This window comes from Brevibacillus sp. SKDU10 (assembly GCF_001645205.1).
Lineage (GTDB): Bacteria > Bacillota > Bacilli > Brevibacillales > Brevibacillaceae > Brevibacillus_B > Brevibacillus_B halotolerans.
In genome coordinates this window covers 20,225-34,957 of the sequence record NZ_LSSO01000168.1, presented here as the reverse complement: position 1 = coordinate 34,957, position 14,733 = coordinate 20,225, and the positions used below count along the sequence as shown (strand labels likewise).

General features: G+C 43.1%; 13 protein-coding genes. All 13 read right to left on the bottom strand.

Features of this window, described 5'->3' with window-relative positions; translation table 11 throughout:
• Positions 1–30: 30 nt before the first annotated feature.
• The 13 genes from AYJ08_RS14075 to AYJ08_RS14015 all read right to left on the bottom strand — a co-directional run bounded on the left by AYJ08_RS14075 (position 31) and on the right by AYJ08_RS14015 (position 14,598).
• Complete coding sequence (locus tag AYJ08_RS14075) at positions 31–1,509, bottom strand: UDP-N-acetylmuramoyl-L-alanyl-D-glutamate--2,6-diaminopimelate ligase (RefSeq protein ID WP_064018256.1); 1,479 nt, start codon at positions 1,507–1,509, stop codon at positions 31–33.
• A gap of 117 nt (positions 1,510–1,626) precedes the next feature.
• Positions 1,627–3,549 carry a stage V sporulation protein D gene (locus tag AYJ08_RS14070; protein ID WP_064018255.1) on the bottom strand — a complete coding sequence of 641 codons (1,923 nt, stop codon included), beginning with the start codon at positions 3,547–3,549 and terminating at the stop codon, positions 1,627–1,629.
• A gap of 71 nt (positions 3,550–3,620) precedes the next feature.
• A complete protein-coding gene (locus tag AYJ08_RS14065) occupies positions 3,621–5,864 on the bottom strand; it encodes a PASTA domain-containing penicillin-binding protein (protein WP_064018254.1) in 2,244 nt (747 codons plus the stop codon).
• Between the two features lie 62 nt (positions 5,865–5,926).
• Positions 5,927–6,355 (bottom strand): cell division protein FtsL, encoded by a 429-nt coding sequence (gene ftsL / locus AYJ08_RS14060; RefSeq protein WP_064018253.1) that lies wholly within the window; start codon positions 6,353–6,355, stop codon positions 5,927–5,929.
• Between the two features lie 62 nt (positions 6,356–6,417).
• Positions 6,418–7,350: a 16S rRNA (cytosine(1402)-N(4))-methyltransferase RsmH gene (gene rsmH, locus AYJ08_RS14055; protein WP_064018252.1), complete on the bottom strand. Its 933-nt coding sequence runs from the start codon at positions 7,348–7,350 to the stop codon at positions 6,418–6,420.
• A 19-nt stretch (positions 7,351–7,369) separates the two neighbouring features.
• Entirely contained in the window at positions 7,370–7,801 is a 432-nt protein-coding gene (gene mraZ, locus AYJ08_RS14050) for a division/cell wall cluster transcriptional repressor MraZ (RefSeq protein WP_031413456.1), read from the bottom strand.
• 149 nt (positions 7,802–7,950) lie between these two features.
• A complete protein-coding gene (locus AYJ08_RS14045; protein WP_064018251.1) occupies positions 7,951–9,210 on the bottom strand; it encodes an adenosylhomocysteinase in 1,260 nt (419 codons plus the stop codon).
• A gap of 112 nt (positions 9,211–9,322) precedes the next feature.
• Positions 9,323–10,429 carry a YheC/YheD family endospore coat-associated protein gene (locus tag AYJ08_RS14040; protein WP_064018250.1) on the bottom strand — a complete coding sequence of 369 codons (1,107 nt, stop codon included), beginning with the start codon at positions 10,427–10,429 and terminating at the stop codon, positions 9,323–9,325.
• A gap of 89 nt (positions 10,430–10,518) precedes the next feature.
• A complete protein-coding gene (locus AYJ08_RS14035) occupies positions 10,519–10,770 on the bottom strand; it encodes a hypothetical protein (protein ID WP_003342632.1) in 252 nt (83 codons plus the stop codon).
• A 150-nt stretch (positions 10,771–10,920) separates the two neighbouring features.
• Positions 10,921–12,546, bottom strand: coding sequence for a bacillithiol biosynthesis cysteine-adding enzyme BshC (bshC, locus tag AYJ08_RS14030; RefSeq protein WP_064018249.1), 1,626 nt, complete (start codon positions 12,544–12,546; stop codon positions 10,921–10,923).
• 118 nt (positions 12,547–12,664) lie between these two features.
• Positions 12,665–13,222 carry a helix-turn-helix domain-containing protein gene (locus tag AYJ08_RS14025; protein ID WP_003336677.1) on the bottom strand — a complete coding sequence of 186 codons (558 nt, stop codon included), beginning with the start codon at positions 13,220–13,222 and terminating at the stop codon, positions 12,665–12,667.
• A gap of 18 nt (positions 13,223–13,240) precedes the next feature.
• A complete protein-coding gene (locus tag AYJ08_RS14020; protein ID WP_031413450.1) occupies positions 13,241–13,651 on the bottom strand; it encodes a DUF3397 family protein in 411 nt (136 codons plus the stop codon).
• A gap of 5 nt (positions 13,652–13,656) precedes the next feature.
• Positions 13,657–14,598, bottom strand: a complete 942-nt coding sequence (locus AYJ08_RS14015; protein ID WP_064018248.1) for a ketopantoate reductase family protein — start codon at positions 14,596–14,598, stop codon at positions 13,657–13,659.
• Positions 14,599–14,733 lie beyond the last annotated feature (135 nt).

Genomic DNA, 14,733 nt, shown 5'->3' with positions numbered 1-14,733 from the left:
TGCATAGTAGCTAACGAGTAGTCATAGTTGTTACTTTCTTTTCTGTTCATGGATAGCTTCCTTTGCTACTTCCCGATCATCAAACGGAAAGATCTCACCTTTACTTTCTTGATAGGTTTCATGCCCTTTTCCTGCTATGAGGACACAGTCCCCCGGCTTTGCCTGCGAAATAGCGTGGAAAATGGCTTCACGTCGATTCACAATTGTCGTGAAGCGTTTCTGATCGACGTTCTGGATGCCACCTACCATATCAGCCAAGATGGCTTCTGGCTCCTCAAAACGAGGGTTATCTGAGGTTAAGACGCTATAATCAGCGTACTTCGTTGCGATCTGAGCCATAATTGGACGTTTCGTACGATCTCGATTTCCACCGCAGCCCGCCACACAGATGAGTTGCCCTGTTACAAATTCCTTAGCTGTTGCCAGTGCATTTTCTAAGCTGTCCGGCGTATGGGAATAGTCAACGATTACGGCATAATCCTGTCCAAGCGACACAGGTTCAAAACGCCCGTCTACCCCTGGAATCTCCTCTAAGCTTTTAATAACAGCCGCCAGCGGAACTCCTTCAACAAGGGTAGCTGCAATGGCTGCTAATGCATTATATACATTAAACTTGCCCATTAATTTCATATTTACTGTTGCTTCTCCAGCAAAGCTCTGCACGGTAAAGCTAGTTCCAGCAGATGTAACACGGATAGATACAGCTCTCACATCCGCTGGCTGATCTATTCCATATGTAAGCACACGAGCTGGTGTTACATGAGCAAAATACTTCGATACCTCATCATCTGCATTTAAAATCGCTGTTTTGAGCGATTGTTGATCATAGCTATTTCCTAATTGAGCAAATAACAGTGATTTTGCCTGACGATAGTTGTCAAATGTCTTATGATAATCTAAATGATCCTGCGTCATGTTCGTAAAAATCGCTGTATGATAATCACAGCCATGTACACGTCCCATATCAAGAGCGTGTGAGGAAACTTCCATAATGGCATAATCCGTATGAATATCCAACATTCGGCGGAAACTAGACTGTAGATCAATAATATCTGGTGTCGTATTTTTCACCTTTTCAATTTGATCTCCAATCCGCATATGGATCGTTCCAATCAAGCCCGTCTTTTTCTGTTGGTCGGTTAAAATTCTATCAATCAAATGTGTCGTCGTCGTCTTTCCATTGGTTCCTGTAACGCCGATCAGTTTTAGCTTCTGTGACGGAGAGCCGAAAAACCGATCCGCTAAGAATGCCATTGCCCGCCTTGAATCTGGTACGATGACAACTGTTTTGTCCACCTCGATTTCATGCTCAGCTATAATGGCGATTGCTCCCTTTTCTACCGCTTGGGCTGCAAATTCATGACCGTCTACAGTAAAACCAGACAGACAGATGAATAAGTCCCCGGGCTTAACATTACGCGAGTCAGCCGTTATGCCTGTGATAACAACCTGGTCATCACCCATAATGTGACTGACTAGCAAAGGAGCAAGTAACTCCCTTAACAACATACAATGGCACCCCAATCTCCAACTAGTATAGACAAAAGATGTTTCTTTTCAAAAGTAGAAATGCGATAAGAAGGGGAGATAAAAAGCTATCTCCCTCTACGAACATCTATTGTATAGCTAATTGGCCGTTTTGTCACCAAGGTAGACGCGAATTTTTGAGCCTTCCTCCACCTTTATTCCTGGTTTCGGAGACTGTTTAATCACATGAGTTCCCTTTCCAGAAACTTCTAATGGCATTGTATAGTATGAATTTGCAATTTCTTTGATGGCCATACCGATTAAATTAGGCACCTCCACATACTTTTTATCTCCGTAAGCAATCTCCCGCTCAATATCGCTAGGGCGTTTTTCTATATTAAGGTAAGGCAGACTGGATTCTAACACATTTTTGACAACAGGGGCTGCGATCGTACCTCCAAATGCTTGTGCTTTTGGATTATCAACAGCTACGTATACGATAATCTGCGGGTCATCTGCAGGAGCAAATCCAATAAAGGATACAATATATTCATTCGCTGCATAACGTCCATTGACGGATTTTTGGGCAGTACCCGTTTTTCCGCCAACCCGATAGCCTTCAATATAGGCATTATGCCCGGTTCCGCGAGAAACAACGCTTTCTAATGCGCTGCGCACCTGTTTAGATGTTTCCTCGGAAATAACCTGACGCACCTGAGTGGGTACTGTACGAGCGACAATATCGTGCGTTACACTATCCCTCCACTCTTTGGCAATGTAAGGTTTCATCAAATTACCGCCGTTGATTGCCGCTGAGACGGCTGCCATCTGCTGAATCGGTGTTACTGATACCCCCTGCCCAAACGATGTCGTTCCTAATTCAACGGGCCCAACACGGCTTAATTTAAACAAGATTCCATTTGACTCTCCAATTAAATCAACGCCGGTTTTTTGTCCAAAACCGAAATTTTTGATATATTCAAACAACCTTTCTTTTCCAAGACGTTGCCCCATTGCCACAAACCCGGGGTTACATGAGTTCTCTACTACTTCTAGCATCGTTTCTGAACCATGCCCTTGCCTCTTCCAGCAACGTAAAAATGTCCCAGCTACATTTATATGACCTGGATCGAAAAAGCTTTCTTTCAAATCAACAACTTTTTCATTTAAGGACGCTGCTAATGTAACGATTTTAAATGTAGAACCTGGTTCGTACGTTTTCCAGATCGGTAAATTACGATTATAAATATCTGGTGCAAACTCTAAATAACGGTCTGGGTTATAGGTAGGTCTGCTAGCCATTCCCAGAATCTCGCCTGTTTTTGGATTCATCGCTATCGACAGAATATCATCTGGCTGATAAGCAACCATTGCCTGATCTAGTTCACGCTCGATAAAGGTCTGAATTTGTTTATCAATGGTTAGGTACATATCCATGCCATTAACTGGCGACACATACTTCTCCGCGTGTCCAGGCATAGCACGCCCACCCGCATCTGCAGGAAAGGATACATGACCTGGCGTACCCGTCAATATTTTATCATACATCTTTTCCAACCCAGTTAGACCTTGATTATCAATTCCAGTAAAACCTAGCACCTGCGCTAAGAACGAACCATTTGGGTAGAAGCGCTTTGAATCATCTGCTACTTTCACTCCTGGTAGGGCAAGAGCTTGTATTTCCTTCGCTTTTTCCTGTGTTATTTTTCGTCCGCCTGGAACTCGTACAATCATTTGAGAACGTTTGCTTATTTCAGTAAGTATCTTTTGCTCTGACTGTCCTAAAATAATGGCGAGCTTCTTAGCTGTCTCTTCAGGATTTTTTATTTGTGCCGGTATGGCCATCACGGAGGGAACCGTTGTATTTTTCACCAAATCCTCACCATGTCGGTCTTTGATGTTACCGCGTTTTGCTTCAAATTTGACATTGCGGCTCCATAGGTCATTCGCTTCATCCTGCAACCATTGTCCTTGCACTAATTGGATGTAGCCAAGCCGAGAAACCATCGCCATAAACAAGAATATTCCCACCACGAGTGCAATGAATATGCGCCGACGCACGGTAACATTGGAAACCCGCATACAGCAAACACTCCTCCCTGCCAATAAGGTTTGTCTTTTCCTACCCTATTCGCCAAAGAGGAGTGTTAGAACTACTTGTCTACAGACACATATGCAGGAGACAGCTTCACTTGAATCGTCTCTTTTCCTGTCAGGATTGTACCCGCTTCTACGTTTTGTTCCACTACATATCCGCTACCAGTAGCGCTTACTGCAATATTTAGCAAATTGCCATACTCTAGTACTTCCCGCAACGATTTCCCCTTAAAATCAGGCATTTTCATTGAGGCTTTCCCATCGGAGGCAAGCAGTATGGTCGTGGTACTGCCTACTTTTTCATACGCGGCTGGAATTTGATTAATTACATTGGTTCCCTGACCAACCACTTCTACCTTAAAACCAGCCTGCTTCGCCCGTTCCTTCGCTTCCTTTAACGGGATACCTGTAAGTTGAGGTACAGTGGATTCTTGTAGCCGTTTTTCCTCCACCACAGTAGCTTGAGCAGCCAAGGCACTTCGATCTGGCTTCTCCTGCAAGTATTGCAAGCTTTTCTCCATAATCGCTTGGAACATGGGCGCAATTACATCCCTGCTAGCAGTTGAATAGGATGCCCCTCCACCCGGATCATCGACTACAATATAAACAACCAGTCTCGGATTCTCTACGGGAGCGAATCCAATAAAGGAGTAAATATATTTATTATCAATGATTTTTCCTCGCTCATTATACTTCTGTGCTGTACCGGTTTTCCCAGCCACGCTAAAATTCTGCAATTTAAAGTTACGCCCAGTCGCTCCTGACTTTATATCGCCATCAACGACTGTTTGCAAAATCTTACGCGTTTCACGTGCCGTTGCCTCTGAGATCGGACGTCCAACCTCTTTAGGCTGATACCGCTCGATTACCTGACCCGTCCGTGGATCGATACGCTCTTTTACAATAAGTGGTTGCATTAATTTACCACCATTTGCAATAGCGGCCACAGCCATGACCTGCTGGATCGGCGTTACCGTTACCCCTTGTCCAATCGGAGTAACAGCCAAGTCACGCGGTGAAAATTTATTAAACTTTTCAACGTTAGTTAAGTTCCCTACTTCTTCCGCAGGTAACTGAATATTTGTCTTTTTCCCAAAACCAAAGGCTTTAAAATAATGCTCAAGTTTAGATTGTCCCAGCTTTTCGTTACCTAGCATAGCAAATAATACGTTACTGGAACGTTGCACACCATTTAAATAGGTAATCGTGCCCCATCCAATACGATTATGATCATAGATAGCCGCTCCAGTCTTCCATGCCTTATAATGTCCTGATTTAAAGGACCAATTAGAATTAAATACCCCCTCTTGAATAGAAGCTGCGAGTGTAATAATCTTAAAGGTTGAACCCGGCTCAAACGTATAGCTCACACCGAAATTCATATAATTAACGATCGAACGGTAATTGTTAGGGTCATGCTGCGGACGATTGGCCATCGCGAGGATTTCGCCCGTATTTGGATCAGATACAATTACTGACATCCCTTTTGGATGGAATGCCGCATCTGTTTTATCTAATGCCTCTTCTACGTATGTTTGTATCTGATCGTCAAGAGTAAGCTTGATATTTTGACCATCTTTTGCAGCTTTAAATTCTGTTTGTCCATCTGGCAGTGGATAGCCTAGCGCATCCTTCACCATCTTTAGAGTGCCTTCCTCACCCTTCAAATCATTCTTAAATTGTCGTTCAATCCCCATTACAGGTGTTCCTTCAGCATTGAGAAATCCTAAGACATGAGCTGCGAATTTCCCCTTTGGGTAGAAGCGATTGGTTGTTTCTGAGATTTTGATCCCCGGTAATTGATTTTGCTTGGATTTAACCCCTTTTTCATCTAGAGGGTATTGCATAGCTAAGATTTTTTCCTTTTGTTCCAAGGTTATTTTGGCGGCTTCAGGCCCTAAATTCACCCAGATTGCATTCGGATTCTTAGTAAGACGTTCCAAAATTTTGGACTGCGGTTCATTTATCACGGTAGCTAGTTTCATCGCCGTCATCACGGGGTCCTTTACATAATCATCCGTGTCGTTTTGACCATTTGCCAATTTCTTAGGACGCACCTGGGCTTCCACTAGATAGGCCCGTCCCTCAAAAGCAAGAACTTCCCCATTTCGATCTAGAATGCTTCCTCGTTTAGGCAATAAAGTCGTTTTTCGATTCCACTGAGCCTCACCCTTGTCTTTAATCCATCCAGCCTCTACCACCTGTACCCACCACAAGCGTAGTGTCAAAAGTATAAAACCAAGAAAAATTCCCATTCCCACAAGTAAAATTCGCTTGTTCATTCGCTTTTTTGTTGTCACGAGCCTCTCCCTCTTCCTCTCTGACAAAAAAGAAAATGCTACCCCTTATTGCGCGAGTAACATTATTGGACTTTTTCGGTTTGTTTGGTTTTTTCGTCTTTTTTGTTATCCTTACTTTCTTCCATAGAAATGCCACCCATATTGCGGACTGATTTCATATCAAGGACCATTCCCATTTTTTCCGCTTCGATGCCAATACGCTTGGGATTGCTCATTTCATCCACTTTTAACTGCATCGATTCATTCTCGCCCTTGATTTTGGCGATCTCTTTTGTCAATACTTGAATCTGATAGTTATTTTGCGAAATCTGATTATAACGGAAGCCTATAATGCTTGTAGCAATGACTAAAGCAAAGATGAGCAACAAATACATCAACTTTTCACTTGTGGGTACCCCGGGTCTGATCTTAACAGTACGCTTCATCTTTTTCGGAGATGGAGAACGTCTATTTACTTCATATGCCAAATTCCCACGGGAATAATAACTCAACTTAGTCCCTCCCTACTAAGTATAACTGGCTTCCTTCTTCGGTGTTCATTTATACTAATGTGTTATTTCTTCTCAGCAATACGCAATTTAGCCGATCTGGCACGTGGGTTATCCGCAAGCTCCTCTTCAGACGGCAGCAATGGCTTTCTGGTAATAATCTTAACAATCGGTTCATTACCGCATACACATTGCGGGAACCCAGGCGGGCATGTGCAGCCTTGCGCTTTTTCTAAATAAGCATGCTTACAAATACGATCCTCTAAGGAATGGAAAGTAATGACACTCACTCTGCCACCCGGACGCAAAATGTCAATGGCATCTGAAACCGCCGTCTTAAACACATGTAATTCATCGTTTACGGCAATGCGAATGGCTTGAAAGGTTCTCTTCGCCGGATGAGGTCCTGTACGGCGAGCCGGAGCTGGGATAGCTTCCTTAATAATCTCTACAAGCTGTCCTGTTGTTTCAATCGGCGCTTTCTCACGATGCAGGATGATTTGCCGGGCAATCTTCCGGGCAAACTTCTCTTCGCCATACTCAAAAATGATTTTGGATATCTCAGCTTCTTCCCACTCATTTACGATGTCATAAGCAGATAGGTCGGCTTGCTGATCCATGCGCATATCCAGCGGGGCATCACCATTGTAGCTAAACCCACGCTCTTCTACATCTAACTGAGGCGAGGATACACCCAGATCAAACAAAACGCCATCCACACCATCAAGACCTAAATCCTGCACGACATCCTTTAGATAGCGGAAGTTACTTTTCACCAAAGTCACTTTATCTTGATACGCCTGTAGTTTTTCCTTGGCGTTCGCAAGTGCTACATCATCTTGATCAATGGCAATTAATCTGCCCTGATCACCTAGCTTTGAAGCAATTAAAGTACTGTGTCCTGCTCCACCTAAGGTGCAATCCACATATATTCCATCAGGACGAATATGTAATCCTTCTACGGCTTCCTGTAATAGTACGGTAACATGGTGAAACAAAATAACGTCACTCCCGAGTCTACAAATTAAAATCAACGAGCTTTTCAGCAATCTCGCCAAAAGATTGCTCTTGTTCCAAAGAATACGCATCCCATTCTGTCTTGCTCCAAATTTCCATGCGGTTCTGCACGCCAATAATAACACATTCTTTCTGTAAACGGCCGTGTTCTCGCAAATGGGGCGGTATGTTTACCCTTCCCTGCTTGTCCCACTCACATTCAGTAGCGCCAGAAAAGAAAAAACGGGTAAATGCCCGAGCGTCAGCTTTGGTAAATGGCAGAGATTTGAGTTTTTCTGTTAACGCCTTCCACTCTTCCATCGGGTAGACGAATAAACAACGATCAAGGCCGCGGGTTACAACAAAGGACGAGCCCAGCATATCACGGAATTTAACTGGGATTGTCAGACGGTTCTTGTCATCGATGTTATGCTGATACTCACCCATGAACATTCCAACTTCCCCACTTTCCTTCCGAGAGATACCACTCTCCCCCACTTTTCCCCACTTCTTGCCTCTTCTTATTATAGAAAAAAAACCTGCCGTTTGTCAGCAGGTTTTTTTCTTCATTTTTTGATGCCATATCCCAGCGAATTTCTTACCTATTCGACCCAGCTTTCTAAGTATTCTTTTTGCTCTGGCGTCAATTTGTCGATATTCTTTCCAAGCGCTTCCAATTTATAGCGAGCCACTGTTTCATCTAGCTCATATGGTACGTTTAATACCTTTTTACCGATTGACTCATAGTTCTTGCTAACATATTCAAGCCCTACAGCCTGCAAAGCAAAGGTCATATCCATAATCTCAGCAGGATGTCCATCACCTGCAGCTAGGTTCACAAGACGACCTTCCGCTAACAGATAGATTTTACGGCCATCTTGCAGGACAAATTCTTCGATATCTTTACGAACAACACGTTTGCTTGTCGATATATCGTTCAGCTCTACTTTATTAACTTCGACATCAAAGTGACCAGCATTAGATAAAATAGCTCCATCCTTCATGCTTTCAAAGTGAGCTTTGCGGATAATGTCGCGATTACCCGTTACTGTAACAAAGTAATCGCCAAGTTTAGCTGCCTCATCCATGGACATTACTTCAAAGCCGTCCATGTATGCTTCTACAGCTTTAATTGCGTCAATTTCTGTCACGATAACCTTTGCACCCAAACCTTTTGCGCGCATAGCTACACCCTTGCCGCACCAGCCATAGCCCGCTACAACTACAGTTTTACCAGCAACAACTAGGTTTGTTGTACGGTTGATTCCGTCAAATACGGATTGACCTGTACCATAACGATTGTCAAACAGATACTTGCAATAAGCATCGTTAACAGCTACCATCGGGAATTCAAGCTTCCCTTCTTTTTCAAGAGCACGCAAGCGTAGAATACCAGTAGTGGTTTCTTCCGCTCCACCTTTTACATTCTCTAATAGATCACGGCGCTCTCCATGTAAAAGTGTTACAAGGTCCCCACCGTCGTCAATTAGAAAATCAGGACGAGTTTCCAGCGTTTTAATGAGCAGTTCTTTATACTCTTCTTCGGATGGATTGTATTTAGCAAATACGCGAATACCATCTTCCACCAAAGCAGCGCATACATCATCTTGTGTTGACAAAGGATTAGATCCGGTAATCGTAACTTCAGCACCACCTGCTTGAATCACTTTTGCCAGATAAGCTGTTTTTGCTTCCAAATGAAGGGAGATTGCTACTTTTTTACCAGCGAATGGTTTTTCCTGTTCAAAGCGTTCTCTAATTCGGTTTAACACCGGCATGTGTTCCTTTACCCAATCAATCTTTAAATGGCCGTTAGGTGCTAGGGCCATGTCTTTTACGATGCTTTCTTGAACCATTGTCATTTGCTAAAAACCCTCCTTCTGTAAATGTGAACCCGTCTTCTTTTATATCATACCACATAGGTAGGAATTACATCACCTTTTTATGCTGAATTTTTGTGCAGTTCACCATGCTCTATGATCCAGGCTCGGAAATTTGTTGTTCTTTTAGTAAATACAGTGCATATTGAATAGGACGCATGACTGCCTTTTGATAGACCTTGTTACGTTTCAATTTTCGAAAAATGTCACGTCCAGGCTTCGGATTAATTTCGATTAAATAAGGTCGACCTGATACGTCAATTCCTACATCTAATCCCAATTCAATCATGCGTCCATAGTAAGATTCCACCGCTTTAGCTGTTTGATGAGCGAGCGAGTAACAATTGTGTATAATCTTGGTTGCCATAGCTTCACCAAAACAGTCTGTAAGCACTTTTCGCGCATCTTTTGCTAGCCCTCCGCCATGTAGATTTGAGGTAGAGCTTTTCACTCCGCCTATGCGCATACCAAGACCTGTTACTTCCCACTCTCCCCGTTCCGTCTTTTGAATAAGAATGCGTGTGTCAACGGTTCGATCTGGTATCAAGTCAAGCTGCAGACCTTGTTGAATAAGAAAAATCTCTTCGCCCAGTCTCTCCGTTTTTACCCATTCCTTTACATACTGATGAAGTTCAGCCCGAGTCTTCACCTTGTGACTCACCTTATTTAAATGCAGTCCTCTTCCCAATAGATCATAACCCGAAGAGGTATTTTTGATACGCAGGATGCTGCGACCCGCCGTTCCCTGAGCTGGCTTTACATAAATCAGCGGATACTTGTGCAGCATATTGCTCAATATTTCCCTATCATAGGCAAACGTCTCCGGTAACCATGGCTGCATAGAGGGCTGTTGATTTAACACCTGATATACATTCCATTTGGAACTGAACCGACTATTGGCATAGGTAAACAACGGACGCTTGCGGAAAGCAAGGTAGTCCTTATGCTGCGGCTTCGGATAATACCGATAGCGGTCGATTACGATATCAGGCCAATCAAACATTTTACTTTTCCATGTCTTATCAGGCCCAGGAACGAACCCTCTAATTTGGCGTTTTGATTCAAATACATCATTTGGTGAAAACAAAAACACAGTCGCTCCAAGCTTTTCTCCCTCTGTTAGCAAATGACGAAAAAATAACGGTTCACCAAAGCGTTTACCATTTCTATACGTTAAAATTCCGATTCGTTTCTTCTGCACTGTCAGTTACACCTCTTTTGCAGGTTATAGTGGCAGTGTATGATGTAATATACGATAGGTTCGCACAGCCTATCCATTTATTTTGGAAGTCACTTTAATAGCTTCTGCTTCATTCGTTCAATATGACGAACGCCTTTTAAAAATTTCTGCTCCGTTATCTTATCTTGTTCGTATAACCACTCCATATAATTCTGTAACGATAAAAGATCAACCCAGGCTAGTTTTGAATATGGGTTTTGGTCAGGGACTTCACCTGTGACATCTCCATTATGAATCGCCTCTGCTAATTGGGTTTCACGCAATCCTACTTTATTTGAAATTTGATGCAACACTACTTTCATACTTACCTCCCGGACAAGCGATAGATTTGGGGTGATTCTACAACACAGCCTGCCTTGTTTGCAAGCGCAGAATCTAGGATCTCCTTTTTTATAACAAAAACAGCGCCCTATTTGCTAGAACGCTGTTTTTTTCTATTTCATAGATCATATTTAGATATAGACAACTTGATGGGAGCCATCACGCTCGAAGTCTGTATTCAGCAATCGATCCACTAAATCTGGGCCAAAGCGATTCAGGTACGTAAAAATAGGATATACCCGCTCCTGCCAGCTATCCTGCGGTACGATAGATTGCTCTAGACGCACAACTCGCTCCACTTCCACTTGATGTTTTCGAAGAACGGCTTCTTCCGTGCGGTTTTGCATAAAAGTAACATCCTGCACCAGTCGTTCTACATTTTTTTGAGCCAATTGAGCTAAACCCTTATCATATGCGATTACATCTTGCAGCAGGTCACGGTAGCGCATTTCAAGTTCTTGTTTCTTCTGCTCAAAGCGCTGAGCAAACCCGTGATCATCCAGTGATTGTAGCCACTTCTCTTTCCAATCCGCAAATCCACTAAGTAGCGTCTCATAGCTAATCTGCTTTTGTTCTCTGATTTTCTCTAAAGCCCCCTCCATCAACGTGATCGAAGTTCGTCTCAAGACAATTGGTAGCTCATAGCCAAATGCAGCAAAGTATTTTTTAAAGTATGCCCAATAGGCCACTTCCCCAGGTCCCCCTACAAAAGCCAAGGTCGGCAGTAAATGCTCCTGCATCAAGGGACGTGTCACTACATTGGCGCTAAAGCGTTCTGGGGAGACATGTAAAATAGACAGCAATTCTGCTTGTGTATAAACCTTGCCTCCATCCTTGCTCTGAAAACCACCTTCGACCCGCTCCATTAACAAACGCTCCTTTTGTTCATAGAAAAAGAAATTCGCCTGCTGTGGTTGAATGTCCAGTTGTTCAGGATAACCGTACTCTTTCAGGTCTGCCTGCGCTTGCAGCAATGTCTCATTCAATTCCTTATTTTCTCGAATGATTTGTTCAAAAACAGGCTGCTCAAGCTGACGGACAGTAGGTAAGGAGGATTCGATGAATACCAATCCATGTGCACCAAACAGCCTCGCCATCAATTGCGCAAACCAGTCTACTAATGTATGCGAGCGTTGCGCGGTCTCTTCTAACCAACATCGGATTGTCTCGCTATAGTCTGTCTCAGCCTCTTCTGCAAAGAAATCCTCAATGACTCGCAGCATATCTGCTTGTTCCACTCTCATATCTGTAGCGGAGTGCTTCTTGATATGTTTTGCCTTTACTTTTACTTTGCGAAGCTCCTTCTTCTGCGTCAGTTGGTAAAAATGGTTGATTTCTTCCCAATCATGGTCTTCTCCTGCAATCCAAAACACTGGGATCACTGATACCCCTAATTGTGCTGACGTCTGCTTCGCTAATTGAATCACATCAATTGCTTTATAAATGGTATAAAGAGGCCCAGTAAGCAGCCCTGCTTGTTGTCCTGCTACCACGACTAAGGAATTGGATTCACGAAGCTTCTCTATCATTTGCAAAGCTACCTCATGATTTCCAATTTCCTTGTTATAGGCATAAAGAGCATCTGCCAAGAGATTACGATGCGGATAGCGTTTTTTAGACACATAATGCATGCGAGTAACATACGATTGTGGATCATAGGGAGCATATGTAAAAAAGGAGAGAGCTTTGGGGCTTTCCTTTAGAAAATCGTTTTGAAATGAATTTGTTGTTGGTACATAACATTTTGTAGTTTTCATTCGTCTCCTACTTTCGCCCTTTCAAATTGTTATTATAAATTATAGCACGGCGAGCAAGCACGAAAAACAGGACCCCTCCCGTGAAGTGTCCTGCAAGTTTATTTTTTATCAGCCATTTTTAAAACCGAGGCGAAGAGACAGACCAAATAGCAACGGTTAGCGCATCACTCACGTTTGCAACCGTATGCAATTGTGCCTTGTCAAAATAGATGCTGTCACCTGTTTCTAATTGATACTCATCCTCTGTCAATTTGACCTGCAACTGACCCTCGATTACGACTAGACACTCTTCTCCCTCATGAGAGACAAAGACATCCTTCGCCTGCTCTCCCGGCTGTAGCCGCACCTCCATGACAGCGAGCTTAGAAGCACCGCCTCCTGATAGCAACGAATACGTACCAGTGGAATCAGGAAACACCATAAGTCTGCGCTTATCCTTACGCACCACGTGAATATGACTTTGCTCCACATCCTCAAAAAAGTGAATTAGCGGCGCTTCAAGCGCTTTCGTAATGCGCCATAAAGATTCCAAAGATGGTTGAGAGATTCCTCTTTCTACTTGACTTAATAAGCCTTTGCTTAAACCAGTTTTTGAGGCCATAACTTCCAAGGTATATCCTTTTTCCTTACGAACGGCCCTAATTTTGTTTCCAATTAGCTCTATGGGTAACGTCATCCTATGCACCAACCTTCGTTACATGATAGACAAACCAACATGCGCGGCCTGCATCGTTTTATAGATGCCGGTTGAAAAAAGACAGAAATAGGTAAACATGAACAAAATAAAGGAAATTCGCCAGGTAGCAGAACCTATTTTCTTCCACGACACCCTTCCGCGCACCTTCATTTGTAGATAGAACAGCATTCCTGCCAAGCCAAGAAGAAACAATAGAATTAGTATCCAAGCAGAAACCGCTTCAGGCCATAACCCTTTATAGATCTGAGCGACCGAAATAACTAAAAAAATATTCGTAATATTCACAGACCAAATAACAGCTTTTTTTTGCTGTTTTTTCCAAAAAAATACTGTGAAGAACGTGATTATGAAAGCTACGAAAGGAAAAATTGTTAATACACCCCAAAAATTTTTAAAGAGAAAGAGCAATGGACTTATCCCCTTTGGGCCATCAAGCCTGCTTTGAGGAGAGTAGCTTTGTATACTGTCTCCTGGTGTGGTGTTGCTATTTGAAGCTCTCTTCCTTGCTTTACAATATAGCCATTGATTGCTTCAATCTCCAATGGACGACAGTTCAGCAGGTCCTGTAGCATCGAAGAATAATTTCTGGATGTATTTCGGCAAATTTGTACAATTTCCTGCCAACTTGATTCGTCAATTTTTTGCCCGTGTATGGATGCGACTTCTTTTGCCTCTACGAATAGCCTTTTCATAAGAACCATTGTCTCTGCAGATTCAAGCAACGCACCGTTCGGAATTTCAAATAGAGTTGTGAGTGGATTAATAACAGCATTCGCCATTAATTTTCGCCACATCACCTCATAAATGTCAAAAACATACTTGATGGCAAGCCCGGCTGTCTCTCCCACAGACAGGAATGCTTCGATTACTGGATCTAAGGGAAGAGCCTTTTGTTCTTGTCCAATTATTGAACCTACCTGCCAAGTCCCCTTACCCGTATGCTCCACCTCCGTGTAAGAGTGTCGTCGAGCCCCTTCCGTATGAACACCAAAATAAATCTGGTTAAGGGCTAGCACCTCCTTCAGATGATCGTCGTGACCCATACCGTTTTGCACGGCAAGGACACGTGCACTTGGATCAATTTTACGTAAAACAGGCAATACTTCAGTAAGACTTGTCTGTTTGACCGCTAACACATAGAGATCAGCTTTCGGAAGGTCACCCTCCATCGAGACGGCTTGTATGTGAATTCGTTTCTGTTCGCCTTGTAAAGAGTGCAATAGTAGACCGTGCTTTGTTAGTTCATCCGCTTGCTGTCGCGTACGTGTGATTACCTGCACCTGTGAACCTGCTAGACACAATCTGGCAGCCAACAATAATCCAACAGACCCGCCACCAATGATTGCGATATTCATAATACTCCCAACCTTTATCAAAGAAGTTAGACATAATCAGCATAACAAATATTCGCGGGGCGGAAAATGCCTTCGATAAAATTTTTGTGGAATGTTTCTGAAAACTACCTTATAATCCCGTTGAAATCATCTAAA